The sequence below is a fragment of the Geodermatophilus sp. URMC 63 genome (assembly GCF_053502565.1).
Window position 1 is genome coordinate 4,992,168 of record NZ_CP199956.1, and the last position, 25,830, is coordinate 5,017,997.

The following is a 25,830-nucleotide window of genomic DNA, read 5'->3' on the forward strand; positions in this document are numbered from 1 at the left end:
GAACCGGGCGTCGGCGTACACCATCGGGCCGAGGGAACCGGTGGAGCGGACCTCAGACGTCGGTGACGCGGATGCCGGCGTGGGCCTTGTAGCGGCGGTTGACCGAGACCAGGTTGACCGTCAGCGCCTCGACCTGGCGGGCGTTGCGCAGCCGGCCGGCGTAGACCCCGCGCATCCCGGGCAGCCGCCCGGCCAGCGCCTGCACGGTGTCGGTGGCGGCGCGGTCGTCGCCGACCACCAGGACGTCGCCGTCGAGGGTGGGCCGGGACAGGTCCTCGAGCAGCACCGCCGAGACGTGGTGGAACGCGCCGACGACCGCCGAGTCGGGCAGCAGCGCGGCGGCCTGCTGGGCCACCGACCCCTCGGGCACGTCGAGGACGTGGGCGCCGAGCTCGTCGAAGCCCATCGGCACCACGCAGTCGACGACGACCTTGCCGGCCAGCGGCGCCGCCAGCGCGGCCACCGTGTCCGCGTGCCCGGCGAAGGGCACCGCGACGACCACCAGGTCGGCGGCGCCGGCGACGTCGGTGTTGGACCCGCCCTGCACCGACACCTCGCCGACCGCGGCGGTCGCGGCCCGCTCACCCACCGAGGCGGCCACCTCGCGGGCCCGGTCGCCGTCGCGGGAGCCGAGCAGCACCCGCTGCCCGACGGCGGCCAGCCGGACGGCCAGCCCCCGCCCCTGCGGCCCGGTGCCGCCGAGCACCCCGACGACGAGCTCCTCCACCGGACGTCCCTGCGCTGCCGCGGTCACGCCGCCCCCTCCCCCGGCGCCGGCCCGCCCGGCGTCCCGGGGAGATCATGCCGGGTGGTCAGTCGCCCTCCCGCCACTCGCGGTCCTCGGCGTCGAGCCGCTCGTTGCGCTCGGCCACCGACTGCAGCGCGTGCTCGGCCTGCTCCCGCGTCTCGTACGGACCCAGCCGGTGCCGCTCGGCACAGCCGTCCCGGGTCTCCACGGTGTTGTGCTTGAGGCAGTAGAACCACGGTCCCTGCGCCACCGGCGCACCTCCACTCGGCCGGCCCCTCCACGACGGCGGGCACTCGACGGGGACATGCCCGAGGAGCCCGGCTGGCATGCTCCGTGCGTGTCCGACTCCTCGACCCCCTCGCCCGAGGACGTGCACGACGCACCGCTCAGGACGCAGTTCGAGGCCTTCCTCGACGACCACCGCCGCACCCTGGGAGCCTCCCTCGACGGGCTCACCGAGGAGCAGGCGCGTCGGTCATCGGTGCCGTCCCGGACGACGCTGCTGGGCCTGGTGGAGCACGCGACCTTCGTCGAGCGGGTCTGGTTCGACGAAGCGGTGACCGGCCGGTCACGGGCCGAGATCGGCATCCCCGCGACGCCGAACGAGTCCTTCGTCCTGCACGACGACGACACCGTCGACCCGGTCCGGCAGGCGCACGCCCGCGCCTGTGCGGCGTCCCGTCGGGCGACCTCCCACCCGGGCCTCGACGACGTCGTCCACGGCGACCGCCGCGGCCCGCTGCCGCTGCGCTGGGTCCACCTCCACGTCTTGCGGGAGCTCGCGCAGCACTGCGGGCACGCGGACATCCTCCGGGAGCATCTCCTCCGCGGGTGAGGAGCAGTCACTCCTCGACCATCACTCCTCGACCATCACCTGGTCGTGGCGGGCGTAGAACGCCGTCATCTCCTCCGGGCTCGGCCGCCGGCCGCTGCGGCGCAGCTCGGCCATCTCGGCGAAGAAGGTCTCCCGCGCGATGCCGGGGGTGAACAGGATGAGGAGGGACGCCGGCTCGCCGGAGTCGTTGCGGAACCCGTGCACGCCGCCCTCGGAGGCCAGCACGAAGTCGCCGGGCCGGTGCGGCTGCCACCGGCCACCGGCGTAGAGGGTGACCTCCCCGGACAGGACGTAGAAGGACTCGGAGAACGTCCGGTGGTAGTGCGGAGCCGCTCCGGCGGCGTGCGGGCCGAGCCGGTACTCGACCAGCCCGAAGCGGCCGGCGGTGACCGCGCCGGTCGCGACCATCCGCAGGGCGTTGGGGCCGGCGTCGGCCATCGGGTGGTCGGCCAGCGTCCGGACCTGCACTCGTCCCGGGTCGGGGTGCGACATGCCCGCGAGCCTGCCAGCGGCGCGGCCCCGCCGGGCGACTCCGGCCCGCCCGCGCCCGACCGTGATCACCGGGCCGCGCGGCGGAGCACCCGGAGAGGGCAGGTCGTAGGGCATCCTCTCGCGCGTGAGCTCCGCTCGACTCCTCGACCACGACGGCACGGCACCGTCCCCCGGGGCTCTCGGCACCGGCGGCACCGAGCACCGCGCCGCTGCGCTGACCCTCGCCGTCCTCCTCCTCGCCGGAGGCGCCGCCGGCCTGGTGGAGCTGGCCCTCGACGGCGTCGTCCGCGACGGGGTGGCGCGCTGGGCCCACGCGGCGGCCACGGCCGCCCTCCTCCTGGCCGCGGTACCCCTCCTGGTGCGCCGCCGGGCCGGCCTCTGGCAGACCTCCGGCCTGGTGCTCCTCGGCGACCTGGCCTACGTGGTCGCCGCCCTGTGCACGGAGGACCCGGTCAGCTACGCGCCGCCGCTGGTGCTGCTGGTCCCCTCGTTCGTCGCGGCCTGGTTCCTCCGCCCCTGGATGCTCGCGGTGCACCTGGTCATCACGCCGGTGGCCTGCTGGATCGCCCTGGCCGACAGCCACCCGGGTGCGGTGGCCCTGGCCGTCCAGGTCGGCGTGCACGCGGGGGTGCTCGACCTGGCCGCCGTTGCCGTCCTCGTCCTGCGCCGCCGGATGCAGCGGCTGCTCGCCGAGACCGAGGCCCTCTCGCACCGCGACCCGCTGACCGGGCTGCCCAACCGCCGGCAGCTGGTCGACCAGGCCCCCCGCACGTGGCGGCAGGCCCGCCGCGACGGCCTGCGGGTGGCCGCGATGGTCCTCGACCTCGACCACTTCAAGCAGGTCAACGACGTCCACGGGCACGCCGCCGGCGACGCCGTCCTGCGGGCCGTGGCCGCCGCGCTGGCCGCGACCGTGCGCCCCAGCGATCTGCTGGCCCGCGTCGGCGGTGAGGAGCTGGTCGTGCTCGGGCTGGTCGGCGACCCCACCGAGGCCGGCCGGCTCGCCGAGCGCCTCCGGCACGCGGTGTCGGCCACCCGCAGCGCGCACGGGCACGCGGTGACCGCCTCGATCGGCGTCGCGCTGACCAACCCGGTGGACGGCGAGGACGCGACCGACGCGCTGTGGCGGCTGGTCGACCGCGCCGACGCGGCGATGTACGAGGCGAAGCAGGCCGGCCGCGACCGGGTGGCCGCCTTCAGCCCGCCGCGGCCCCGCGCGACGCCGACCGACGAGCACCTCCCCTCCGGGCACGGCCGGCCCGCGCCCGGGCGTCTCGACCCGCCGACCGTCCCGGGCACCGCCGGCTCGCCGCCGGTGCCGCGCGACCCGCACTGAGCCCCGCTCCCCGCGCTCACCAGCCCGCCGTCGTCTCACCCGGTGGGAAGAGCGGTTCTCTGCTTCCCTGTCCCCATGACGCTGGTCGTCCCCGACCCGACGCGGACGGTGCCGCTGCCCCTGCGGCAGCAGGCCGACGTCCGGGACCGGTGGCTGACGCAGCGCCTGCTCGACCTCCTCCCGGGCCTGATGGACCGCGCCGGCATCGACCTGTGGGTGGTCGTCGGGCGGGAGAACAACGAGGACCCGGTGCTCGCGACGCTGCTGCCGGCGTCGTGGCTGTCGGCCCGGCGCCGGGTCGTCCTCGTGCTGCACCGCAGCGACGACGGGGTCACCCCCGTCGCCGTCTCGCGCTACCCGGTGGGCCAGTTCCTGCCCGGCTGGACGCCGGAGGACGCCGACGACGGCGGCGACGACGACGACGACGACGACGGCGACGACGACGGCGGCGACGAGGGGGGCCAGTGGGCGGCGGTGCGGCGGATCGTCGAGCAGGCCGACCCGCGGCGGATCGGCATCGACGTCTCGGCGCGGTGCGCGCTGGCCGACGGGCTGTCGGTGACCGAGCACGGTCTGCTCACCGAGGCCCTCGGCCCCCACGCGCAGCGGCTGGTGCCGGCCGAGGACCTCGTCGTCGGCTGGCTGGAGACGAGGCTGCCCGAGGAGGTGGCCGCCCTCGACGCGCTCAACGTGCTGACCGACCGGGTCCTCGCCGCGGTGCTCTCCCCCGCCGGGCTGACCGCCGGCACCACGACCGGGGCCGACGTGGCCTGGGAGGTGCACCAGCGGCTGGCCGACCTCGGCACCCCGCCGTGGTTCCACCCCGGTGTCACCGTGCAGCGGGCCGGAGTCCCGCTGCGGGCCCACGGCGACGGGGGCGTCGAGCTGCCCGCCGTGTCGCACCAGGCGGCGCTCGCCCCCGGCGACCTGGTCACCTGCGACGCCGGGCTGACCAGCCTCGGCCTGGCCACCGACCTGCAGCGCACCGCCTACCTGCTCCGGCCGGGCGAGACCGCTCCCCCGCCGGGCCTGCAGCGCGCCTGGGCCGCCGGCACCCGGGTGCAGGCGCTGACCGCCGCGGCCCTGCGCGTCGGCCGCACCGGCAACGAGGTGCTCGCCGCCGCCCGCGCGGCCGCGGCCGCCGAGGGGCTGCAGGCGGAGGTCTACTCCCACCCCGTCGGCGTGCACGGGCACGGGGCCGGGCCGGCGATCGGCCGGTGGGACGACCAGCGCGGCGTCCCCGGCGACGGCGACCGCGTGCTGCACCCCGACACCGTGTACGCCCTGGAGCTCGCCGTCCGCGTGCCGGTGCCCGAGTGGGGCGGGCAGTGCGTGCGGCTGGCCCTGGAGGAGGCCGTCGTCCTCACCGCGGAGGGGACGACCGCCCTCGGGACGCCGCAGCGCGAGCTGTGGACCGTGCCGGCCGGTTAGCTCTCGCGCGCCTTCGCCGTGGCCCGGTCGTTGGCCTTCTGGATGGCGTCGACGAGCTCGTCCTTGGTCATCGACGAGCGGCCGTGCACGTCCAGCCGCTTCGCGACGTCCATGAGGTGCTCCTTGGTGGCGTTGGCGTCGACACCGCCCCTGGTCTCCCGGTTCGTGTCCGCGCCGCCCTCGGCCTGGGCGTCGGACGGGCCCGTGTGGTCCTTGGGCTCCCAGTGGTCGCCCACCTTCTCGTGGGTGTGCTTGACCGCCGCCCACGCCACCCGGTTGGCCCGCTGCTCGTCTCCGTCGTAGGTCTCGACGGCCGAGTCGTGGGTCTTGGCCCAGGTGCGCTGCGCCTTGTCGTCGGAGCGCTGCAGGGTGCTGGGGATCTCGTCGGCCTTCGCGTCCCCGCTCCTCGTCGTCTTCGGCATGACGGGGACCTACCCAGCGGGCCCGCCGGTCAACGGCGTACCCGTCACTCCACCAGCCACTGCGACCAGTGGGCCCGCTGCTGCTCGGTCAGCGGGCTGGCGGCGTCGGCGGCGTAGTCGAAGCTGACCAGCACCATGTCCGCGCGCAGCGCCAGCTCGCCGTCCTGGGTGAGCTCCTGGCGCATGCCGATCGAGCTGCGGCCCAGCCGGGTGATCGTGCTGCTCACCGTCAGGTGCTCCGACACCCGGTAGTGGACCTGCCGCAGGTAGTCGACCTCCAGGCGGGCGAGGATGACCCCCGCGCCCGACGCGGGGTCGACCAGCGCCAGCCGCGCGTCCTCGAGCAGCCCCAGCACGCGGGCGTGGTTGACGTGGCCGTAGGCGTCGCTGTCGCCCCAGCGCAGCTGGACCGGGTGCTCGTGGACCGCACTCAGGGCAGGTCCGCCGTCTCCGCCGACTGCCGGTGGGCGCCCTGCGCGTCGTCCGGGTCGGGGTGGACGGTGCGCTCCTCCGACTCGGCGAGGATCACCTCCGCGGCGACCTCCTCCATGCCGCTGCCCTTCATCGCCGACTCCTCCGGGAGCAGGTCGGCGCGGGTCTCGATGTTGTGCTCGGTGACGTTGGCCAGCGCCTCGGGGCTGGGCTCTTTCTGGGTGACCACGGCGTCCTCCTCAGAAGCGGTGCTGCTCGGTGCCCAGGCCGAGGGCCCGGGCGACGTCCTGGACGTTCTCGAACTGCTGACCGGCGGGCAGCCGGCGCAGGTCCCCCAGCACGCGGTCGGTGGCGTTGGACTCCTGGGCCCTGGCCACCAGGGCGTCGCGGTCGGCCGGCCACACCTCCTTGCCGAGGACCTCGGCGATGGCGGCACGGCGGTCGACGTCGGCGGGGCTGGTGCCGGCCGGGGTGCCTTCCTGGCGCGGATCGGTCACGGGGTCGCCTCCTGGGCGGTCGGGACGGTCACTGGGGGGTCGCCGTCGAGTCGTCGGTGTAGCGCAGGATCGCCGCGACCGGGATGTCGCCCGGCATGGCCGCGCGGGGCACGACGACGACGCCCGCCGTGCTGGCCACGGCGGCGGCCACCAGCGCGGCCTCCGCCGGCACGGAGTGGACCTCCTGGGCGCCGAGGGCGTCCATGTCGCCCTGGTCGACGCCCAGCTCCAGCGGCGAGGCGCCCACGAGCAGCTTCTCGTCGTCCGGCGGGTCGGCGAGCAGCAGCGTCTCCACCTGCGCCTTGCGCAGCGCCTCCACGACCGGCGCGGTGCCGGTCACGGCGAGACCGTGGGCGCCGGCCGAGCTGATCTTCTCGACGGCCTCGGCCTCGTCGCGCGCCTCGTGCTCGGCGACGAGCTCGGCGGCCTTGCGCTCCACCGGCTCGCGGTCGGCGCCGGCGGCGCGGCCTCCCTCGTCCATCGACACGATCAGGTCCGACCACAGGCCGCTGGCCCGGTCGGTGAGGATCTGCCGGGCCCGCATGTCGCCGGCCAGCAGCACGAACCGCGGGTGCACCCGCCGCACGATCGAGGCGATGTGCTCGGCGACGTCGTCGGCGTTGTGCACCCACTTGTTCTCGGCGTTGTGCTGGTAGCGGTGGTGCGCCCAGCCGCCGCCCTGGAACTTGCGGATCTGGAAGGTGTCGCCCTTCACCGTCTCCTCCGCGTCGGCCTGCCCGGGGAGGGTGGCGAGGGTGAGGTCGGCGCCGGTGCGGTCGGTGAGGACCACCACGTGCGGCACGCGGCCGGGCAGCGCGCGCAGCACCGGCAGCAGGTCCGGCGTGGGCGACCACTCGGCCACCTCCCGCCGCGGGACGTCGGCCAGCTGCTGGTCGAGCACGACGCTGCCGTCGGCGGCGACGACGACCGCCCGGCCCCGGACGGTGCCGGCCTCCCCGCCGTCGTTGCCCTCGAGCAGCCGGCCGCGGACCGCCTCCACGACCTCCTCCGGGGCGCCCTGCTCCGCCAGCTTCTCGCCGATCGCGCGCACGCGGAGGTCGAGCTCGGTGTCGGCGTTCTCGGTCACGTGGGTGACGTCGGCGCAGACGGTGGCGTAGGGGCCGGCGGCGTCGAAGACCGGCGCCAGGAACGACACGTCCATGGGGTGGGGACCACTTCCTCGGTGTGCTGTCGGAGCGGGACGGCGCCCGCGACGGGGCGCGCTCTCGCTGGCCGCCTACCCACCGGCCCGACCGCCACACACCGTGTCGGATGCGGAGGGCGGGGGTAGGCGGGTCGCATGACCGAGCACGACCAGCTGCCGCTGCCCGACTACGACCACCTGCCGGTGGAGGGACTGATCTCGCGCATCCGCACGCTGGACGCCGCCGGCCTGCAGACCCTGCTGGACTACGAGAAGGCCCACGCCGACCGGCTGCAGGTCGTCCTGGCCATGCAGAACCGGCTGGAGTCGCTGCACCAGGGCGCCCAGCCCTCCGGCGGCGACCCTGCCGCCGCGGCCGCCGACGACCCGGTGCCCGCGTCGACCGGCTCCAAGGTGTCCGAGGCGACCACCGGCCCGGCGATGAACCCGCCGTCGCAGGGCGACCCGACCAACCCGGCCCAGCCCCGCTCGACCGGCTGAGCCCTGCGCCCCGCCGGCGAGATCTGCACACCGGCCGCCGTGGGAGCCCTGATGGCGACCAGTGCACAGATCTCGCGGGGGAGGTCGGCCGCCGTCCTCAGCCGCCGCCGAAGGTGGCCGCGATGTCCATCGCGGCGGGGCCGAGCAGCACGATGAACAGCGTGGGCAGGATGCAGAGGATCAGCGGGAAGATCACCTTCACCGGGATCTGCATCGCCTTCTCCTCCGCCCGCTGCCGCCGCTTGAGCCGCATCTCGGCCGCCTGGGTGCGCAGCACGTCGGCGATGGAGACGCCGTAGACGTCGGCCTGCACGACGGCCCGGATGAAGCGGCGCAGGTCCGGGACGCCGGTGCGCTCGGCCAGCGCCAGGTAGGCCTCGCGCCGGGGCTGCCCGACGGCGATGTCCTGCAGGGTGCGCACCAGCTCCTCGGCCAGCGGCCCCCTGCCGGTGCGCCCCGCCCGGGCGAGCGCCGACTCGAAGCCCAGCCCCGCCTCCACGGCGATGGTCATCTGGTCGAGGGTGTCGGCCAGCTCCAGGCCGATGGCCTGCCGGCGCTCCTGGCCGCGGCTGCTCAGCAGCAGCTCGGGCACGACGTAGGCGGTCGCGGTCACCAGGACCACCACGCCCACCAGCAGCGGGGTGGGCCGGCTGCTGAGGACCAGCGTCCCCACCCCGGCAGCGACGGCGACGAGCACGAGCTTGGCGGTCAGCACCCGCTCCACCGGCCAGCGGGCGGGCCGGCCCGCGGCGCCCAGCAGCCGGTCGATGCGGGCGGCGGCGCCGCGCGGGGTGAGGACCCGGACCAGCCGGGTGGCGCTCCTCCGGGCCGCGGGGGCCGCGGCGCCGGCCGGCGCGCGGTCCAGGCCGAGGAGCAGGTTCTGGCGGGCCTGCGCGGCGCCCGCCCCGGGACGGGCGAGCAGCGCCCAGCCCACGGCGGGCACGGCGAGCGCCACGGCCGCGGCGGCGGCGAGCACGGGGGTGGGGAGGGTGTCCATCAGAACCGGATGCTCACGGTCTTCTTGAGCCACAGCGCGCCGGCGACCAGCAGCAGCCCGCAGACGCCGAGCATCAGCACGCCGGTGGGTGTGGAGGTGAACGGCGCCAGGTAGCCGGGGTTGGTCAGCGCGATGAAGCCGCCGACCCCGAACGGCAGCACCATCAGGACGAGCGCCGAGAGCTTCCCCTCGGCCGACAGTGCCGCGACCTGACGGCGGATGGCGTTGCGCTCCCGGATCGTCCGGCTCACCACGTCGAGCACCTCGGCGAGGTTGCCGCCCACCTCGCGGTGGACGGCGATCGCCTGGGCGACCCAGGTGAAGTCGTCGCTGCCCGTGCGGGCCCCGACCTCGTCGAGGGCGTCGGAGAGGTCGCGGCCCACCCGGGTCTCGTTGACGATCCGGGCGAACTCCTCCGACGTCGGCGCCTCCGCCTCCTGCGCGACCGAGTCGATGGCGCGCAGCAGGCTGTGCCCGGCGCGCAGGCTGCTGGCCATCAGCTGCAGCGAGTCGTCGAGCTGGTCGGCGAAGGCCGCGCGGCGCCGCCCGGTCCGCCAGGACAGCAGCACCCGGGCGCCGAGGGGGGCGGCCGGCGCCATCAGCAGCCCGAGGACCAGGCCGCCGGCCACGCTGCCGAGCAGCCCCAGACCCAGGGCGGCCAGCGCGGTGCGCAGCACCAGGTCGGGCAGGCTCAACGACCACCCCGCCCGCTCCAGGGCCGCGGTGCCGGCGGCCAGCCGGCCGCGCCGCGCCAGCACCCGCTCCACGGCGGCGCCGGCGGCGGCCCCGGCCCCGGCCAGCGCCGACCCGGGCGGGGCGGTCGCCGGGTCCAGCCGGCGCAGCGGCACCGGCCGCGGGCCCGCCGGCACGACCGCGAGGACGAGCAGCAGCAGCGCGCCGGTGACGGCGACCAGACCGACGACGAGCAGCGCGGGGCTCACCCGGCCCGCCCCCGCTGCCGCACCGGCTGGGGCACCCCGAAGACCCGGGGGTCGACGGCGATGCCCAGCTCGGCGAAGCGGTCGGTGAACCGGGGCCGCACCCCGGTCGACACCGGCCGGCCGAGGAAGCGGCCGGAGGCGTCGACGCCGGCGGAGTAGTCGAAGAGGAAGGCGTCCTGCAGGGTGACCGTCTCCCCCTCCATGCCCTGCACCTCGGTGACGTGGGTGACCCGCCGCGTGCCGTCGCGCAGCCGGGTGAGCTGCACGACCAGGTCGACGGCCGAGGCGATCTGCTCGCGGATGGCGCGCAGCGGCAGGTCCATGCCGGCCATGAGGACGAGGGTCTCCAGGCGGGCGACGGCGTCGCGCGGGGAGTTGGCGTGCACCGTCGACAGCGACCCGTCGTGGCCGGTGTTCATCGCCTGCAGCATGTCCAGGCTCTCGCCGCCGCGGCACTCCCCCACCACGATCCGGTCGGGGCGCATCCGCAGCGAGTTGCGCACCAGGTCGCGGATGGTGACCGCGCCCCGGCCCTCGATGTTGGGCGGGCGGGACTCCAGCCGCACGACGTGGTCCTGCTGCAGCTGCAGCTCGACGGCGTCCTCGATGGTGACGATCCGCTCGCCCTCGGGGATGAAGGAGGACAGCACGTTGAGCAGCGTCGTCTTCCCGGTGCCGGTGCCGCCGGAGACGATGACGTTGAGCCGGGCCTCCACGCAGGCCCGCAGCAGCTCGGCCATCTCCGGGGTGAGCGTGCCGAAGCCGATCAGGTCCTCGACGGTGAACGGGTCCTTGGCGAACTTGCGGATGGTCAGCGTCGACCCGCTGAAGGCCAGCGGCGGGATGACCGCGTTGACGCGGGAGCCGTCCGCCAGCCGGGCGTCGACCAGCGGGGAGGACTCGTCGATGCGCCGTCCCACCCGCGAGACGATCCGGTCGATGACCCGCCGCAGGTGCTCCTCGGAGGCGAACCGCGCGCCGCTGCGCAGCAGCTTCCCGCCCTGCTCGACGTAGATCATCTCCGGGCCGTTGACCATGATCTCGGTGACCGTGGCGTCGTCGAGGAGGCGCTGCAGCGGCCCGTAGCCGAGGACGTCGTCGGCGAGCTCGGCGGTGAGCCGCTGCCGCTCGTCGGGGCTGAGCGGGATCCGCTCCTCCTCGACCACGGTGTCGAGCTCGCCGAGCACGATGGTCCGCAGCTGCTCCTCACCGAGGCCGGGGTCGTTGATCCGGCTGCCCATGCGCTCGAACAGCGCCTTGCCGACCCGGTCCTTGAGCCGGGTCAGCGCGTCACCCGCGGGCGGGACCGGCGCCGCACCCGCCGGGGCGGCGGGACGGGGTGCGGGCACCGCCGGCCGCGGGAGCGCGGCGGCCGGGCGGGGACCTGGGGCGGGCACCTCGAGGGCTGGCTCCGCAGCGCCCGGGGCGGCGGCACCGGGAACGGGCCGGCCGCGGGCGGCCTCGAGGCGGGCGGTGAGGTTCACGACGCGGCCCGGTGCGCGCAGGCGGAGGTCACGACGCCGCCCGGTGCTTGGCGCGGTAGCGGCCGGGGCGCACGATCGGGGTCGCGGCGAAGCGGGACACCAGCCGGCGCAGCTCCTTGACGACCGGCTCGCGCCCGCCGCTCTGCAGCAGCGGCACGCCCTGGTTGGTCGACGCGGGTACCGCCGAGGAGCGGGGCAGGACGACGTCGACCCCGGTGCCGATGGTGGTCTCGACGTCGCGCACCGACAGCCCGCCCCTCGGGTCGGCGAGGTTCATGACCACGTGCCGGCCGGCCGGGATCATGCACAGCTCGCGGAGCACGTCGAGCTCCTTGCGCAGCCCGCGCACCCCGGGCACGTCCATGCTGCTGAGCATCACGACGTCGGTGGCCCGGTCGAGGGCGGCCAGCGTCTGCTCCGACAGCCCCGGCGCGGTGTCGACGACGACGTAGCGGAACTCCCGCGCCAGCGAGGCGAGCAGCCCGCTGACGTCGGCGGCGGTCACCGCGTCCCCGGCGGCCGGGGACTCCGCCCCGCAGACGGCGTACAGGCCCGAGGGGTGCTGGGTGAGGAAGGTCTTGAGCACCATCGTGTCCTGGCTGGCCGGGCCGTGGACGGCGTCGGGCAGCGTGTACTCCGGCGTCAGGCCGAGGGCCGAGGCGACGTCGCCGAACTGGACGTCGAGGTCGACCAGCACCGTCGACTGCGGCGCGGCCGCGGTCAGCCCGATCGCCAGGTTGGTCGACACGGTGGTCTTGCCGACGCCGCCCTTCGGGGAGGCCACGGTGATGACCCGGCCGGTGTAGCGGGCGGTCTCCTCTACCGGTCGCAGGACGCGGCGGCGCCCGGTGGCGGCGGCACCGGCGCGGTCGATCGCGGCGCGGAGGTCGTCGACCGGGGCGTCCGGCGTCAGCAGGTCGCGGATGCCCGAGCGCATGGCGGCCTGCCAGAGCTCCGGCGTCGGCGCGGCCACCAGCACGACGCTGATGCCCGGGCACTGCACGTCCAGGCGCGCGGCCAGCGTCAGCGCCTCCTCCGGTGCGGCGTCCGGGCCCACGACGAGGACGTCGGGGAGCTCGCCGTCCCAGAGCTGCTCGAACAGGCGCGCGGGGTCGCCGGGCAGGCGGCCGGGCGGCAGCACGTGCACGTCGCCGTCGGCGGCGGCGAGGACGCGGCCGCACAGCTCCTGGTCGGCGGCGGCCAGGACGATGCGGCTCATGAGGGGTCCTTCGCGTAGAGGGTGTCGGGGGTGACGACCTCGGTGCCGGAGGGATCGACGTCCGCCGGTTCGAGGGAGAGCCAGACGGTGCCGTGCTCCATGCCGAAGACGACGGTCTCGGCCTGCGCGGGCGGCAGCCCGAGGGTGACCAGCAGGCTCGCCGTGGGCGCGCCGCCGCCGGAGGAGGCGTCCTCGGCCTCCTCGCCGTCGGCAGCGGGGGCCGGCGCGCCCTGCACCTGGGTGACCAGGACCCGGTCGAGGACCAGGTGCGTGGCGGCGGGCTCGGCGAGGGAGACGTGCACGCCGACGGTGTCCCCGGCGGCGAGCCGGCCACCGACGGCGCGCTGCGGCTCGAGCAGGATGCTGACCTCCGCCGCGCCCGCGGGCGGGGCGACGGTGCCGGGCGCGGTGAGCTCCTCCGGGGCGACGAAGCGGCCGGCCAGCAGCTGCTCCCCGGGCTGCAGGTCGACGTCGGCGACCCGCCCGGCCAGCTCCCCCAGGTCCTCCACGCGGCCCGCGACGGCGGCCCTGGCCGGCAGCAGCTCGGTGCGCACGAGGCCGTCGAGCTGGTCGGCGGGCGTCCCGGCGGCGATGGGCCGGTCGACGACGAGGACCGGCACGGTCTGCACGCCGGCGAGGGCGCGGGCGTCGGCGCCACGGACGTAGGCGACCAGCACGACGGTGCCGACGAGGGCGAGCAGCAGGGCCGCGAGGGCGGCGAGGAGGCGTCTCACGGGGCACCTATCGGATGAGTCGGAGGACGGCCGCGCCCAGGTCGGGGGCGCCCGGGTCGAGGGTGAAGTCGTCGGAGAGCTCGACGAAGCGGGTGAAGTAGCCGCTGATGCAGCGGTCGTTGCCGCTGCAGGGGCGCGGCGTGGTGCTGAACTGGCCGCCGAGGGAGTAGCCGGTGATCCGGAACGCGGCGTAGCCGTACACCCGGTACCAGGCGTTGCTGCCGGTCTCGCCGAACTGGTCGAAGATCGGAAGCAGCACGGTGGAGCCGAGGAAGCGGGTGAAGTCCGCCGTCGAGCAGTCCGCCGGCGGGGTGTTGCCGGTGGACGACGTCGAGCGGCCGGCGACCGCGCTGGTGGCCCGGCACTGCCCCGGGTCGGTCACCAGGTAGCCGAAGCCGCCCGGGACGACGTTGTGCGACGGCCCGGTGCAGTCGGTGGTGCCGGAGGTCTTGGTCAGCCGGATGGTGCGGACGGTGGTGCCCGAGGGCAGGCCCCCGCCGGTCTGCTGGGAGAACTCGCACCAGGAGAAGGTCAGCGGCAGCACCGCCGTCCCCCCGCCCGGGGCGCCCCAGGCGACCGTCGCCGTCGCCGAGACCGTCGTCGCGTCGATCCCGAGCACCGGGGCGAACCAGTGCTCGGTCGGCTCCCGGCCGGTGACGGTGACGCTGGTCGGCCGGCTGGACAGCACCGGAGGCGCGGCCGTCGCCGTGCCGGCGTTGGCGGCCACCAGCGCGGTGGCGGTGGCCTGCGGGTTCCCGCAGGCACCGCGGGCGCAGTCCTGGGCCACGGCCAGCGCGGCGGCGTCGGCGGCCACCTGCAGCCGCGACCGCTCCGCGTAGACGGCGCCGACGTCGACCGCGACCGCCGCGAAGCCGAGCACCGGCACCAGGAGCAGGGACAGCAGCACCGCGGTCGCGCCGCGCTCGTCGTGCAGCCGGCCGCGCAGGCGGGCGACCGGCCGCCGGGTCAGCCGCCGCACCGCATGACCCCCGTCCCGGTCAGGTCGACCGAGGCGCCGAAGAACCCGGTGAGGTAGGGCATGTCGTAGTCGATCCGCAGCCGCACCAGCGTGGAGCCGGTGCCCTGTGGGCAGCTGGCCGGCGTGATGACGATCTGGGCGTCGGTGATCGCCGGGTCCAGCGAGGAGGCCGCCGAGCGAACGGCGGCGCGGGCGGCGGCCGGGTCGTTCTGCAGCGCCATGAGCCGCACGCCCTCCCGGGCCGCGGCCGACAGCGTGCCCTGCACCTGGAAGCCGCGGCCGAACTCGGCGATGCCGAGCACCAGCAGGATGAGGACGGGGACGACGAGCGCGAACTCGACGGCACTGGCCCCACGCTCTCCGCGCAGTCGCGGCATCCTCGTCCCTCCTCCCGGGTGTGCTGCGGCGCAGCGGCCCCGCCGGGACGGGGCCGCTGCGCCGGGCGGCTGGTGCCTGTGTCGAGCGGATCGGTCAGGCGTGGCCGCCGGGCAGCGCGGTGACGATCTGCTGGAACAGGTCGCGCAGGTCCTGGCCGAGGAAGGCGACCAGGCCGACGATCACGGCGGCGATGAGGCCGACCATGAGGCCGTACTCGACGGCGGTGGCGCCCTCCTCCTCCCGCCGGAGACGGTCGGCGGCGAGGGCGACGAGGCTGACGAGGGCGGCGAACGGGTTCTGCACGGGGACTCCCTGGGGTGGCACCGGCCGGCGCGGGTCGGCTGACCCGGCCTCGCGGCTGTGCTGGTCCTGTCGCCACGACGGTTCAGCGCCTTGAGGGGTGTCCAGCCGATCGGAGGACGGCGACCGCCCGGTCGATCGGCGGTCCGACGACACCCGTCACGCGCGGTGACCGGAACCCGGGGGTCAGGAGAGGGCGGCGGGCCACCCCGCGGCGAGCGCCGTCCCCAGCAGCAGGGCGGGCCCGAAGGACAGCGCGCTGCGCAGGCCGACCCGGCGCACCGCCAGCAGCACCAGCGCCGCTCCCGCCTGGACGACGAACCCGGCGAGCACCCCGAACACGAGGGCCGGCCAGCCCAGCCAGCCGAGGTGCAGCCCGAGCAGGAGCCCCAGCTTGACGTCGCCCATGCCGAGCTGCCCCGGCGCCAGCAGCGCCAGCCCGAGGAGGACGGAGAAGAGGACGACCGCGCCGGCGCCGGCCCGCAGCAGGTCCGGCCAGACGCCGAGGACGGCGGCGGCGACCGCGAGCAGCGCGGCCGCCCCGGCGGTGGCGGGCAGCAGCACCCGGTCGGGCAGCAGCTGCTCGCGGAGGTCGATCACGGCGAGCAGGACGCCGGCGGCTGCGGACCACAGCCACGCCGGCAGCTCGGCGGTGGCGCCGAAGCGGAGGGCGGTGAGCACGAACAGAACCGCCGTCACCACCGCCAGCAGGCCGCGGGGCGCTGCCCGTCCGCCGCCGCCCATCCCGCCGCCGCCCATCCCGCCGCCGAGGACCCCGCCGCCGAGGACCCCGCTGACGGTCGCCGGCCGCGGCCACGGGAAGCGGGCGGCGGCCCGGTCGGCGAGCGTGCCCGCACCCGCACCGAGCAGCGCCGCGCCGGCCAGCAGGAGGCCGGTCACGAGGTGGCGCGGGAGCTGCGGGCGGGCACGGTCGAGACGGTGACACAGCGCCGGGGCCCGTCCGGACCGGTGCCCGGGGACACCGCGGCCGCGTCGTCCCGGGTGTCCCGGACGGCGCAGCCGCCCCACGGAGCGGCGGGGCCCGGACCGGGTCCCCGTCGGCCGTGCGGAGGTGGGAAGTCGATTGCCCGCGCAGGGCCGGCGGTGCCAGGTTGACCGCGACCTCGACGACCAGCAGGAGGACCGGTGGACACCCTCGACCCCGTGACCGCACGCCCGACCGCGCGCGCGGTCCGGCTGCCCGGCGGCCGGGACCTCGCCTGGTCGGAGTGGGGCCCACCGGAGGGCCGGCCGGTGCTGTTCTGCCCGGGCGCCGGGATGAGCGGAGTCCTGGGCTTCGGCGTCGACGTCCTGCCCGAGCTGGGGCTGCGGCTGCTCGCGCTGGACCGACCGGGGCTGGGCCGCTCCACACACGACCCGGCGAAGACCTCCGCGACCTGGGCCGCCGACGTCGGGCACGTCGTCCGGGCGGAGGGACTGCGCCATGCGCTGGGTGTCGGCTTCTCCCAGGGCGCGCCGTTCGCCGTCGCGCTGGCCGGCGCCGGGCTGCTCGACGCGGTGGCGCTCGTGGCCGGTCAGGACGACCTGCGCGCCCAGCGGCACCTGCTCGTGCCCGAGGTGGCCGGGATGCTCGACGCGGTCGACGGCGACCCCGACGGCTTCGAGCGGGAGGTCGCCCGGAGCGCGGACGCCGACTGGCTGTGGCAGGTCATCGTGACCACCGCCGCGCCGCGGGACCGTGCCCTGTACGAGGAGACGCCGCTCGGCGCCGCCGTCCGCACCGCGATCGACGACGGCTTCGGCCAGGGCGCGGCGGGCTACGCCCGGGACCTGCGGACCGCACTCGGGCCCTGGCCGGTGCGCCCGGAGGACGTCCTCATCCCGGTGCACCTCTGGTACGGCGCGGAGGACACCAGCACCGTCCACTCCCCCGACCGCGGTCGCGCGCTGGCACGGCGCTTCCCCGTCGTGCGGCACACCGTGCTCGACGACGAGGGCGGGGCGCTGCTCTGGACACGGGCGCGGGACGTGCTGGCGGCACTGGCCGGGGTGTGACCACCGCTACGCTCCGGCCGTGCACGTCGTGCGGGGTCTGCGGCAGGCACTGGTCCTGCTCGTCGGGTCGGCGGTCGTGGCGGTCGCCGCGGCCGGGATCTGGTCGGCCGTCGCCGACGGCGCCTTCCGGCCGAAGCTGTCGCTGTCGCTGTTCATCGTCGCCGGTCTGCTGGCCCTGTTCGGCGGGTCGGCCGTGTCCCGGGCGGAGACCTCCGACATCCGGGCGTTCCTCGGCATGGGACCGGAGGCCGACCAGCCCGACCTGACCCCGGCGCTCGGCCCCGTGGGCGTCTTCCTCTTCGTGTCGCTGCCGCTCGCCGTCGCGGGGCTGGTGGTGGCCGGCTGAGGCCGGATCGTCCTTCCTCACGGGCGGGTGTGACCGGCGCGGGATCAGAACGGCGTCAGCGCCGCCCCGGCGTCGTCGGGCCGTAGCCGACGTGCAGCAGGCCGTCGTCCACGGCGGTCAGCCGTCCGCCGGCCGCGGCCATGGCCTCGGCGGCGCGGGCCAGCCGCTCGTAGGCGGCCGCGGCGTCGGGCAGCGTGGCGGCCCGGTCCGCCGCGTGCCGGAAGGTCAGGCCCTCGACCGTGCGGACGAGCGCGCCGTCCTCGACGGCGTGGACGTACAGCGCGCTGCCGTCGGCGACGAGGTCCACGCCTGGTCCCACCCGCGCCGGCGCGACGCCCCACCGCCGGGACCCCAGGTCGACCGCGGAGACCTGCGGGGCCAGCTCGACCAGCAGGCCCGGCCGCACCGGCGGCCCGCCCACCTGGGCCGGCGCTCCCCCGGTCCCGGTGAGCACGGGTGTGCGCGCGGCGGCGCGGAGGTCCAGGACGTCGTCGCCGGTCACGGGCGGCTCGTCGACGAGGCGCACCCGCCAGCGCAGCCGGGGTGGGGCGCCGGCCGGCGCGGGCGGGGCGTCAGGAGCGGAGGCCCGCTGCCGCCGGGACGGGCGGGTGGCGAGCAGGTGCCCGTTGCGCATCGGCTCGGCCAGCGACCAGCCGGCCGCGGCCGCCGCCCGGAGCTCCGCGGTCAGGCTGCGCAGCGCGGCGACGACGTCGTCGAGGGTGCGGACGCCGTCGAGCTGCCAGCGGTGCTCGGTCTCGTGGCGGGAGCCCGGCCAGGGTGACGGCGGGCGGTGGGGTGGGGTCGGGGTGGTCATGCGGGTCCTCGCGCGGGCGGCGCCCTCTCCGGCGGGGTGCCGGCAGCGGGCTGCCGGGCCGGCGCCGGGAGGGAGCCGACTCGCGTGTCCGGGGCCGGCGGGTGTCCCCGGGCGGGGTCCGGCGCCGACCGCGTGATCATGGCACGCCCCGCGGCGCGCGCGCTGGCGGAGACGTTCCCGCAGGAACGCCCTGGCGTGCGCGGGTCAGGACGGGACGAGACCGCTGTCGGGGGTCGCGCGGACGAGGCCGAGTGAGTCCATCGCCTGCTCGTAGCACTCGTGGAGCAGGACCAGCCGGCTCACCAGCCGGTCGACCCACGCCGGGGAGGTGGTGACCGCCGTCGGCTCGAGCATGAGCGACCAGAAGAGCCGGTCGAGGTCGCGGCCGGACTCGTACCAGCGCCACTCCCGCGGCGGGACGTCCACGCCGAGGGCGGCGGTGTACAGGCGCGCGGCCGTCTGCCGCAGGTCGCCGACGGCTGCGACGTAGGAGGGCAGCGCGCGCACGTCCCAGCGTGTCCCCGGCCGCCGGGACCGCTGTCGCGCCACGAGCGGCTCGGGCACGGCGAGGCCGATGGCGCGGCCGAGGAGGGGCACCAGGCGCTGCCGGTCGGCCGTGGACAGCCGGTCGTTGGCGTGCCGCAGGACCGCGGCGAGCTCGCCGTCCACGCAGGCGGGCGAGTCGCTGAACGGCTCACCGGCCAGCAGGGCCGTGTACTCGAGGAAGCAGGCTCCGCGCGCCGGGCTGCGGTGCCTGCCCCGGCCGAGAACCGGCATCCCCTCGGGCACCTGGGACATGGTCGACCGCCTCCCCCGAGACGCACCGGGGACACCGTCGTCCCCACCGGTGCACGAGCGTAGGCGTGCCGGGCCCGACCTTCGCGTCGATCACGCCTGCCGTCGCCGACGCGTCCCGGGGACTGCCGTCCCGCCGGCTCCCCCGGCAGCATCGACGGGGTGGACGACGACTGGGCGGACTCGGTGTCGATGCGGCTGGCCTCCCTGGGGCTCGACCGCGGCCGGCTCACCGACGACCTGGTGACCGCCCTGGCGGTGCGCGGGGCGCTGCTGGTCGACCTCGGGCTGCGGGGACGGGTCGCCGACACCGACGACGCGGTCGAGGTCGACAACGCGCCCACCGGCTTCCCGCCCGCCGACCGGCTGTTCGCCGGCTGGGCGCCGTCGCTCACCGACGTGCTGCGCCACGGTCGGGTGGACCAGGAGGACCTGGCCGCCGAGCACCTGCGCCGCGGGTCGTGGGTGCTCCGCCGGCGCTGGCCCGGACGGCGCTACGACGACCGCCGGGCCGAGCGGACGGCGGCCGACGAGCGGGCCCTCGGGTCGCCGGGTGGCGGGTGGACGCCCGCCGACGCCGCCCTGACCGCCATCGCCGGCACCCTCGGCCCGCTCGCCACGCCGCGCGAGCTGCCGACCGAGGAGCTGCTCGCGCGCACCGGGCCGGTGCGGTGGCTGGTCGAGCTGGTGGTCGAGGAGGTCGACCGCGCGCTCGCGCGCGGGCGGTTCCTGCGCGGTGCGGTCACCTTCGCCGACGGCACCCCGGGCTGAGCTCCTCGGACGGGCCGACCTCGTGTGGCCCGGCCGGTGCGGCGTCCCGCACACCACGAGCGGACCGTCGCGATCGGCTGGTCGGCGCAGCCGTGCCCGTCACCGGCGGGGTGCTCGTGTGCGGCTCCGACCTAGTCGAGCAGCTCCTCGTCGGCAGGTGCTGATCGCGTCCGTCCCGGGGCCGGCGAGCGACTCCACCGGCCCTCGCGTCGGTAGCGTCCGGAGGGTGACGGGCGCCGGGGGGATCGGATGAGCGCTCCGCCGGTACCGAGGGCGGCCCGCAGCGTCCGGCGGGACTGGGAACTGCTGGTCGACGACGGCGCGCCACCGGAGGCCTTCGACCCCGCGATGGTCGCCGACCTGCCGGAGCCTGCGCGCCGGTGGCTGCTGCACGCCATCGCTCCGGGGACGCCGCTGTACCGATCGGTGGTCCTGACCATGCGGGGGGAGATCCGCCTCGGCGCCTGGCGGCCCTTCACCGCCCGCCAGGTCCTCGCCCCGCCCCGCGGGTTCATCTGGGCCGCCACCGCCCGCTTCTCCGGCCTGCCGGTGACCGGCTTCGACCGGTACAGCTCCGGATCCGGTCAGATGAACTGGCGGCTCGGCGGTCTCGTCCCCGTCATGACCGCCTCCGGGTCCGACGTCACGCGCAGCGCCGCAGGACGCCTGGCCGGCGAGACGGCGCTGGCACCGACCACCTTCCGCGGGGCCACGTGGACGGCCGGAGCCGACGAGGACCGCGCCGTGGTCACCTGGCGGATCGACGACCACGAGGAGAGCGCCGAGTTGCAGGTGGGCGCCGACGGGCGGCTGCTGGGGGTGGTGGTGCAGCGCTGGGGCGACCCCGACGGCGCCGGCTTCGCGCGCCACCCCTTCGGCGTCGCCGTCGAGGCCGAGGAGACCTCCGGCGGCGTCACCATCGGCTCGGTGCTCCGTGCCGGCTGGTGGTGGGGGACCGACCGCCAGGCCGACGGTGAGTTCTTCCGGGCCCGGATCACCGGAGCCGACCTCCGCTGAGCGGCGAGGCCGTCCGGCCGGCCGGGACCGATCAGCCCACCCGACGAGGAGTACCCGACGGCGGCCGGGCGAGGATGGGACGGCCCCGTCGAGCGAGGACGCCGTCCGGGGCACCCTCTCGTCCTCGTCCGCAGGAGGCGACGTGCACGACCTGCTTGGTCTCGAACTCGTCGTCGTCCTGGGCGCGACGGTGCTGCTGTGCGGCGCGGGCGCCCGTCGGCTGCGGGTGCCCCCGCCGGTGCTGCTGCTCCTCTGCGGCGTGCTGCTCGGCTTCGCCCCGGCGCTGCGCCAGGTGCACCTGCCGCCTGAGGCGATGCTGCTGCTGTTCCTCCCGGCGCTGCTGTTCTGGGAGAGCCTGACGACGTCGCTGCGCGAGATCCGCAGCAACCTGCGCGTCATCGTCCTGCTCAGCACCCTCCTGGTCATCGCCACGGCGGCCGCGGTGGCGGCGGCCGCGCACGCCCTCGGCATGCCGTGGGGGCCGGCGTGGGTGCTGGGCGCGGCGCTGGCGCCGACCGACGCGACGGCGGTCGGCGTGCTGGCCCGCGCGCTGCCGCGCCGGACCGTCACCACGCTGCGTGCGGAGAGCCTGGTCAACGACGGCACCGCGCTGGTCGTCTACGGCCTGGCCGTCGGTGTCACCGTGGGCGAGGACCGCTTCAGCACGCCGCACGTCGCCTGGCTGTTCCTGCTCTCCTACGGCGGCGGGGCCGCGGTCGGCGTGGTGACGGCGCTGGTCGCGGTGCAGGTCCGGCGCCACCTCGAGGACCCGCTGCTGGAGAGCGTGGCCATCCTGCTGATCCCGTTCACCGCGTACCTGCTCGCGGAGCTGGTCGGCGCGTCGGGCGTGCTCGCGGTCGTCGTCTGCGGGCTGATCATGAGCCAGGCGGGCCCGCGGCTCGCCCGCGCCGGGACGCGCCAGCAGACGACGGCGTTCTGGTCGATGGCGACCTACCTGCTCAACGGTGCCCTGTTCGTGCTGGTGGGCCTGGAGGTGCAGTCGGCCGCCCGCGGGCTGACCAGCGTCGACCTGGCCGGCGCGCTGGTCGCCGTCGCCGTCGTCTCGGCGGTCGTCATCGGCACGCGCTTCGCCTGGCTGTTCACCACGCCGTACGTGATCCGCGTGCTCGACCGGCGGCCGCAGCAGCGGCTGCGCCGCATCGGCGCCCGCGGGCGGGTGGTGAGCGGGGTGGCCGGCTTCCGGGGCGCGGTGTCGCTGGCGGCGGCCCTCGCGGTGCCCCAGACGCTGGCCGACGGCTCGCCGTTCCCCGACCGCGACCTGATCGTCTTCACCGTCACCGGCGTCATCGTGGTCACCCTGGGCCAGGCCCTCGTGCTGCCCGGCGTGGTGCGGTGGGCCCGGCTGCCGCGCGACACGTCGGTCGACCAGGAGCGCCACCTCGCCGAGACGCTGGCCACCGAGGAGGCCCTCGCCGCCATCCCGCAGATGGCGGCCGACCTCGGCACCGACCCGGACGTGGTCGACCGGACGCTGGCCGAGTACGAGGAGCACCTGCGCGTCGTGCAGGCCGACGGGGACGGCGCCGAGGACGAGCCCGCCGTCCGGCACGAGCAGCACTACACGGCGCTGCGCCTGGCCGTCCTCGCCCACAAGCGCGCCACGATCCTGCGGCTGCGCGACGAGCGGCGCATCGACGACGTGGTGCTCCGCCAGGTGCAGGCCCGCCTCGACCTCGAGGAGGTGCGCCTGTCCCGGCCCCAGGTCATCGAGTGACCGTCCCGGCGGAGGAGGGAGGGGAGGCACACACGTCCTCCCACTCCAACGTATAGCGCAGGGGGGATCTTGCGGCAAGACCCGGGTCGGGTCGCAGAATCGCCGCCCGAGGTCGGGCTGTGCAGATCCTGGGGGGCGCGAGATGTCCGTGTCGTCGTCGAACCGTGGCGCGGGGACGCCGGTCCGGGACCGGAGCGGCCACGTGCCGACCGCCGGCCCATTCGACCTCCCCGACCACCTCGCCGCCAAGGCAGACCCGGCCCTGATCGCCGACGACGAGCGGCACCTCGCGGCCGTCGGGGAGAGCCTCGGGCAGTCGATCGCCGACCTGTTCGAGCGCCTCGACGCCGAGCGCCGGGCGCCCGGCGGCAGCGGGGAGGAGGCCCTCAACCGGGACCTGGAGGTCCACCGGCTGACCGCCCGGCTGCGCACGCTGCGCCGCTTCGGTCTCGACCTCTGCCTCGGGCGGATGGACCCGGCGGACGGCTCCGCGCCGGTGTACGTCGGACGACTCGGTCTCACCGACAGCGCGGGTCGCCGGCTGCTCGTGGACTGGCGCTCCCCCGCCGCCGCGCCGTTCTTCGGCGCCACCCACGCCGACCCGATGGGCCTGGCCAGCCGCCGCCGGTACCGCTGGACCCGCGGCCGGGTCACCGACTACTGGGACGAGGTGTTCACCCCGGACGGGTTCGTCGGGCACGCCGCCGCGCTCGACGACCAGTCCGCCTTCATCGCCAGCCTGGGCGGCAACCGGTCCGACCGGATGAGGGACGTGCTCGGCACCATCCAGGCCGACCAGGACGCCATCATCCGCGCCGGGTCCCGCGACGCCCTCGTCGTCGACGGCGGACCGGGCACCGGCAAGACCGTCGTCGCGCTGCACCGCACGGCCTACCTCCTCTACTCCGACCCCCGCCTGGGACACCACCGCGGCGGCGTGCTGTTCGTCGGCCCGCACCAGCCCTACCTGGCCTACGTCTCCGACGTCCTCCCCAGCCTCGGCGAGGAAGGCGTGCGGACCTGCACGCTGCGCGACCTCGTCCGCGAGGGGGCCACCGCGACGGTCGAGGCCGATCCGCACGTGGCCGCGCTCAAGGCGTCGGCGGGGCTGGTGGGGGCGGTCGAGGCGGCGGTGCGCTTCCACGAGGAGCCGCCGGCCAGGGGGATGACGGTCACCACGCCCTGGGCCGACGTCCGGCTGGACGCCGACGACTGGGCGGAGGCGTTCGAGGCCCCCGACCCCGGCACCCCGCACAACGAGGCGCGCGGCCGGGTGTGGGAGGAGCTGCTCGCGATCCTGGTCGACGCGCACGACGACGAGGAGGTGTCCCCCGACCTCGTCCGCAGGTGGCTGCTGCAGGACGGCGAGCTGCGCGCCGCCTTCGACCGGGCGTGGCCGCTGCTGGAGGCCACCGACGTCGTCGGGGACCTGTGGTCGGTCCCGGCCTACCTGCGCCGGTGCGCACCCTGGCTCGGCGCGGACGACGTCCGGGCGCTGCAGCGCGCGGAGCCCCAGGCCTGGACGGTGTCCGACCTGCCGCTGCTCGACGCCGCCCGGCAGCGGCTCGGCGACCCGGGGGTGGAACGACGGCGGCACCGGCGGGAGGTCGCCGCCGCCCGCGAACGCGAGCGCATGGCCGGCGTCATCGACGAGCTGATCGCGACCGACGACTCCGAGCTGCTGCTGATGACGACCCTGCGCCACCAGGACCTCCGCGACGCCCTGGTCGACGAGGCCGCCCTGCCCACCGCCGACCCGGACGTCCTCGCCGGCCCGTTCGCGCACGTCGTCGTCGACGAGGCCCAGGAGCTGACCGACGCGGAGTGGCAGATGCTGCTGAGCCGCTGCCCGTCGGGGAGCCTCACCGTCGTCGGGGACCGCGCCCAGGCCCGGCACGGGTTCCCCGAGTCGTGGCAGGAGCGGCTCGGCCGGATCGGGCTGCACGAGGTGCGGGTGGCCTCCCTGACCATCAACTACCGGACGCCGGAGGAGGTCATGGCCGAGGCCGAGCCGGTCATCCGGGCCGTGCTCCCGGACGCCAACGTGCCGACCTCCATCCGCACCGGCGGCCGCCCCGTCGTCCACGGGTCGACGTCGGACCTGGGCCCGGTCCTCGACGCGTGGCTCGCCGCGCACGGCGAGGGGACCGCCTGCGTCGTCGGTGACCCCGCGTTCCCGGCCACGGCCCGCGTCCGGTCGCTGGACCCGGTGCTGACGAAGGGGCTGGAGTTCGACCTGGTCGTCCTCGTCGACCCGGAGGCGTTCGGCACGGGCGTCGAGGGAGCCGTCGACCGCTACGTCGCGATGACCCGGGCGACCCAGCAGCTCGTCGTCCTCACGAGCGCCTGACCGGGACGCCCGAGCCGGACAGGAGGCGCCGTGACCGGAACCCGCTCGCTCGCCCAGGTGTACCGGCGCTTCGGTGAGGTCGAGGCCGCGGACACCTCGCCGCTGTACGGTCGCGTCGCCGTCGCCCTGAGCGGGTCCGCCGAGGCGCTGCGCGCCGTCGAGGCGATACCGGCGCGCAAGCGGCACCCCGCGCTGGTCCTCGCCGCGCTGCACGACCTCGCCCTCGCCGGACGCGCCCCGGAGCTCGCCGCGGCCTGGGCCGCCGGGGACGGCGACGCGGCCGCCGGCACGGCGATCGACACGCTGCTGCGGATGACCGACGCGGTCGCGGCCACCGCCGCGCGCCGGCGGACGCAGACCCTCGAGACCGCGCGCTGCGCCGTCCTGTACCCGGCCGTCGCCGAGGCGGTGCGCCGGGCGGGCGCGGACGCGGTCGGGCTGATCGCCGTGGGCTCCCCGGCCGGCCTGGACCTCCACCTCGACGGCCTGGGCATCACCTACGGCGACGGGCGGTCGCTGGGGGATCCGTCGTCCCGGGTGCAGCTGTCGTCGTCGATCGTGGGGAAGCGGCCCGTCCCGATGCGGGCGGTGCCCCAGGTGGTCGCCCGGATCGGCGTCGACCCCGATCCGGTCGACGTGACCGACCCGGACGACGCCCGGTGGTTGCGCGCCTGCCTGCCGCCGGACGGACCGGAGCGGAGGGCGGCGCTCGACGCGGCGCTGGCGCTGGCGGCGACGGCTCCTCCGCTGCTGCTGCGGGGGGACGCCGTCGAGGTGCTGCGCCACGCCGTCGCCCGGGTCCCCGCGGACGCCCTGCCCGTCGTCACCACGGCGTGGGTGCTGTCGGGCCACACGCTCGAGAGCCGCCTGCGCTTCCTGCAGCGCCTCGACGACGCGGCGGCCGGCCGGGCGGTGGCGTGGGTGTCGGTGGAGGGGGTCGGTGTCGCGCCGGCGGTGCCGACGCTCGGCGACCGCCGCGCCTCGGGCCACAGCACGATCGGCCTGGCGGTGTTCGACGGGCCGGCGCTGCGCGTCGAGGCGATCGGCCGCTGTTGGTCGAGGGGCCGCCTGCTGTCGTGGCTGGCGGACTCCTGACCCTCCTGGTCCGTAGGACGG

The 25,830-nt window shown here is 76.5% G+C and carries 30 protein-coding genes; 11 read left to right on the forward strand and 19 right to left on the reverse strand.

Going from position 1 to position 25,830, the window contains the following annotated elements:
• Positions 1 to 52 precede the first annotated feature (52 nt).
• Entirely contained in the window at positions 53 to 754 is a 702-nt protein-coding gene (npdG, locus tag ACWIZO_RS24220) for an NADPH-dependent F420 reductase (protein WP_448640142.1), read from the reverse strand.
• A 58-nt stretch (positions 755 to 812) separates the two neighbouring features.
• A complete protein-coding gene (locus tag ACWIZO_RS24225; protein WP_446761375.1) occupies positions 813 to 998 on the reverse strand; it encodes a hypothetical protein in 186 nt (61 codons plus the stop codon).
• Positions 999 to 1,085: 87 nt separating this feature from the next.
• Between ACWIZO_RS24225 and ACWIZO_RS24230 the strand changes: the two genes are divergently transcribed.
• Complete coding sequence (locus ACWIZO_RS24230) at positions 1,086 to 1,583, forward strand: DinB family protein (protein WP_448640143.1); 498 nt, start codon at positions 1,086 to 1,088, stop codon at positions 1,581 to 1,583.
• A gap of 21 nt (positions 1,584 to 1,604) precedes the next feature.
• On the opposite strand, the gene ACWIZO_RS24235 is transcribed toward ACWIZO_RS24230, so the two are convergent.
• Positions 1,605 to 2,075: a cupin domain-containing protein gene (locus ACWIZO_RS24235; RefSeq protein ID WP_448640144.1), complete on the reverse strand. Its 471-nt coding sequence runs from the start codon at positions 2,073 to 2,075 to the stop codon at positions 1,605 to 1,607.
• Between the two features lie 124 nt (positions 2,076 to 2,199).
• Between ACWIZO_RS24235 and ACWIZO_RS24240 the strand changes: the two genes are divergently transcribed.
• Positions 2,200 to 3,411, forward strand: coding sequence for a GGDEF domain-containing protein (locus ACWIZO_RS24240; protein WP_448640145.1), 1,212 nt, complete (start codon positions 2,200 to 2,202; stop codon positions 3,409 to 3,411).
• A 75-nt stretch (positions 3,412 to 3,486) separates the two neighbouring features.
• A complete protein-coding gene (locus ACWIZO_RS24245) occupies positions 3,487 to 4,842 on the forward strand; it encodes a M24 family metallopeptidase (RefSeq protein WP_448640146.1) in 1,356 nt (451 codons plus the stop codon).
• On the opposite strand, the gene ACWIZO_RS24250 is transcribed toward ACWIZO_RS24245, so the two are convergent.
• The 5 genes from ACWIZO_RS24250 to ACWIZO_RS24270 are packed head-to-tail and all read right to left on the reverse strand — an operon-like array spanning position 4,839 to position 7,355.
• Entirely contained in the window at positions 4,839 to 5,264 is a 426-nt protein-coding gene (locus ACWIZO_RS24250) for a ChaB family protein (RefSeq protein WP_448640147.1), read from the reverse strand. The genes ACWIZO_RS24245 and ACWIZO_RS24250 overlap by 4 nt on opposite strands.
• A gap of 44 nt (positions 5,265 to 5,308) precedes the next feature.
• Positions 5,309 to 5,698 (reverse strand): acyl-CoA thioesterase, encoded by a 390-nt coding sequence (locus ACWIZO_RS24255; RefSeq protein ID WP_448642996.1) that lies wholly within the window; start codon positions 5,696 to 5,698, stop codon positions 5,309 to 5,311.
• Positions 5,695 to 5,925 carry a hypothetical protein gene (locus tag ACWIZO_RS24260; protein WP_448640148.1) on the reverse strand — a complete coding sequence of 77 codons (231 nt, stop codon included), beginning with the start codon at positions 5,923 to 5,925 and terminating at the stop codon, positions 5,695 to 5,697. The genes ACWIZO_RS24255 and ACWIZO_RS24260 overlap by 4 nt, the downstream gene beginning before the upstream one ends.
• 10 nt (positions 5,926 to 5,935) lie before the next feature.
• A complete protein-coding gene (locus ACWIZO_RS24265; RefSeq protein WP_448640149.1) occupies positions 5,936 to 6,193 on the reverse strand; it encodes a DUF2795 domain-containing protein in 258 nt (85 codons plus the stop codon).
• Between the two features lie 28 nt (positions 6,194 to 6,221).
• On the reverse strand, positions 6,222 to 7,355 hold the full coding sequence (locus tag ACWIZO_RS24270) for a baeRF2 domain-containing protein (protein ID WP_448640150.1): 1,134 nt from the start codon (positions 7,353 to 7,355) through the stop codon (positions 6,222 to 6,224).
• Positions 7,356 to 7,493: 138 nt separating this feature from the next.
• Between ACWIZO_RS24270 and ACWIZO_RS24275 the strand changes: the two genes are divergently transcribed.
• Positions 7,494 to 7,838, forward strand: a complete 345-nt coding sequence (locus ACWIZO_RS24275) for a hypothetical protein (protein ID WP_448640151.1) — start codon at positions 7,494 to 7,496, stop codon at positions 7,836 to 7,838.
• Between the two features lie 97 nt (positions 7,839 to 7,935).
• Here ACWIZO_RS24275 and ACWIZO_RS24280 read toward each other — a convergent pair whose 3' ends face one another.
• The 9 genes from ACWIZO_RS24280 to ACWIZO_RS24320 form a co-directional block, all read right to left on the reverse strand.
• On the reverse strand, positions 7,936 to 8,835 hold the full coding sequence (locus tag ACWIZO_RS24280) for a type II secretion system F family protein (RefSeq protein ID WP_448640152.1): 900 nt from the start codon (positions 8,833 to 8,835) through the stop codon (positions 7,936 to 7,938).
• Complete coding sequence (locus tag ACWIZO_RS24285; protein WP_448640153.1) at positions 8,835 to 9,776, reverse strand: type II secretion system F family protein; 942 nt, start codon at positions 9,774 to 9,776, stop codon at positions 8,835 to 8,837. The genes ACWIZO_RS24280 and ACWIZO_RS24285 overlap by 1 nt, the downstream gene beginning before the upstream one ends.
• On the reverse strand, positions 9,773 to 11,125 hold the full coding sequence (locus ACWIZO_RS24290; RefSeq protein WP_448640154.1) for a CpaF family protein: 1,353 nt from the start codon (positions 11,123 to 11,125) through the stop codon (positions 9,773 to 9,775). Before ACWIZO_RS24290 ends, ACWIZO_RS24285 begins: the two co-directional genes overlap by 4 nt.
• Before the next feature lie 163 nt (positions 11,126 to 11,288).
• Positions 11,289 to 12,479 (reverse strand): AAA family ATPase, encoded by a 1,191-nt coding sequence (locus tag ACWIZO_RS24295; protein ID WP_448640155.1) that lies wholly within the window; start codon positions 12,477 to 12,479, stop codon positions 11,289 to 11,291.
• Positions 12,476 to 13,213 carry a Flp pilus assembly protein CpaB gene (gene cpaB / locus ACWIZO_RS24300; RefSeq protein ID WP_448640156.1) on the reverse strand — a complete coding sequence of 246 codons (738 nt, stop codon included), beginning with the start codon at positions 13,211 to 13,213 and terminating at the stop codon, positions 12,476 to 12,478. The genes ACWIZO_RS24295 and cpaB overlap by 4 nt, the downstream gene beginning before the upstream one ends.
• 7 nt (positions 13,214 to 13,220) lie before the next feature.
• Positions 13,221 to 14,192 (reverse strand): pilus assembly protein TadG-related protein, encoded by a 972-nt coding sequence (locus ACWIZO_RS24305; protein WP_448640157.1) that lies wholly within the window; start codon positions 14,190 to 14,192, stop codon positions 13,221 to 13,223.
• Positions 14,180 to 14,569 (reverse strand): TadE/TadG family type IV pilus assembly protein, encoded by a 390-nt coding sequence (locus ACWIZO_RS24310; protein ID WP_446761391.1) that lies wholly within the window; start codon positions 14,567 to 14,569, stop codon positions 14,180 to 14,182. Before ACWIZO_RS24310 ends, ACWIZO_RS24305 begins: the two co-directional genes overlap by 13 nt.
• A gap of 94 nt (positions 14,570 to 14,663) precedes the next feature.
• Positions 14,664 to 14,873 (reverse strand): Flp family type IVb pilin, encoded by a 210-nt coding sequence (locus ACWIZO_RS24315; protein WP_446761392.1) that lies wholly within the window; start codon positions 14,871 to 14,873, stop codon positions 14,664 to 14,666.
• A 183-nt stretch (positions 14,874 to 15,056) separates the two neighbouring features.
• Positions 15,057 to 15,770: a prepilin peptidase gene (locus ACWIZO_RS24320; protein WP_448640158.1), complete on the reverse strand. Its 714-nt coding sequence runs from the start codon at positions 15,768 to 15,770 to the stop codon at positions 15,057 to 15,059.
• 264 nt (positions 15,771 to 16,034) lie between these two features.
• On the opposite strand from ACWIZO_RS24320, the gene ACWIZO_RS24325 reads away from it, so the two are divergent.
• Positions 16,035 to 16,886, forward strand: a complete 852-nt coding sequence (locus ACWIZO_RS24325; protein WP_448640159.1) for an alpha/beta fold hydrolase — start codon at positions 16,035 to 16,037, stop codon at positions 16,884 to 16,886.
• Positions 16,887 to 16,905: 19 nt separating this feature from the next.
• A complete protein-coding gene (locus tag ACWIZO_RS24330) occupies positions 16,906 to 17,232 on the forward strand; it encodes a hypothetical protein (RefSeq protein WP_448640160.1) in 327 nt (108 codons plus the stop codon).
• A 55-nt stretch (positions 17,233 to 17,287) separates the two neighbouring features.
• On the opposite strand, the gene ACWIZO_RS24335 is transcribed toward ACWIZO_RS24330, so the two are convergent.
• Together ACWIZO_RS24335 and ACWIZO_RS24340 are read right to left on the reverse strand one after the other, a co-directional pair.
• Positions 17,288 to 18,046: a hypothetical protein gene (locus ACWIZO_RS24335; protein ID WP_448640161.1), complete on the reverse strand. Its 759-nt coding sequence runs from the start codon at positions 18,044 to 18,046 to the stop codon at positions 17,288 to 17,290.
• A 204-nt stretch (positions 18,047 to 18,250) separates the two neighbouring features.
• The gene (locus ACWIZO_RS24340; RefSeq protein WP_448640162.1) at positions 18,251 to 18,844 is read right to left on the reverse strand and encodes a hypothetical protein; all 594 of its coding nucleotides are present in this window, start codon (positions 18,842 to 18,844) and stop codon (positions 18,251 to 18,253) included.
• A gap of 159 nt (positions 18,845 to 19,003) precedes the next feature.
• Here ACWIZO_RS24340 and ACWIZO_RS24345 point away from each other — a divergent pair, with 159 nt between their 5' ends.
• The 5 genes from ACWIZO_RS24345 to ACWIZO_RS24365 all read left to right on the forward strand — a co-directional run bounded on the left by ACWIZO_RS24345 (position 19,004) and on the right by ACWIZO_RS24365 (position 25,809).
• Positions 19,004 to 19,612 (forward strand): hypothetical protein, encoded by a 609-nt coding sequence (locus ACWIZO_RS24345; RefSeq protein ID WP_448640163.1) that lies wholly within the window; start codon positions 19,004 to 19,006, stop codon positions 19,610 to 19,612.
• 249 nt (positions 19,613 to 19,861) lie between these two features.
• On the forward strand, positions 19,862 to 20,629 hold the full coding sequence (locus ACWIZO_RS24350; RefSeq protein WP_448640164.1) for a DUF6544 family protein: 768 nt from the start codon (positions 19,862 to 19,864) through the stop codon (positions 20,627 to 20,629).
• 142 nt (positions 20,630 to 20,771) lie between these two features.
• Complete coding sequence (locus ACWIZO_RS24355; protein ID WP_448640165.1) at positions 20,772 to 22,364, forward strand: Na+/H+ antiporter; 1,593 nt, start codon at positions 20,772 to 20,774, stop codon at positions 22,362 to 22,364.
• 202 nt (positions 22,365 to 22,566) lie between these two features.
• Positions 22,567 to 24,714 carry an RNA polymerase recycling motor ATPase HelR gene (helR, locus tag ACWIZO_RS24360; RefSeq protein ID WP_448640166.1) on the forward strand — a complete coding sequence of 716 codons (2,148 nt, stop codon included), beginning with the start codon at positions 22,567 to 22,569 and terminating at the stop codon, positions 24,712 to 24,714.
• A gap of 30 nt (positions 24,715 to 24,744) precedes the next feature.
• Positions 24,745 to 25,809 (forward strand): DUF2332 domain-containing protein, encoded by a 1,065-nt coding sequence (locus ACWIZO_RS24365; RefSeq protein ID WP_448640167.1) that lies wholly within the window; start codon positions 24,745 to 24,747, stop codon positions 25,807 to 25,809.
• Positions 25,810 to 25,830: the final 21 nt, after the last annotated feature.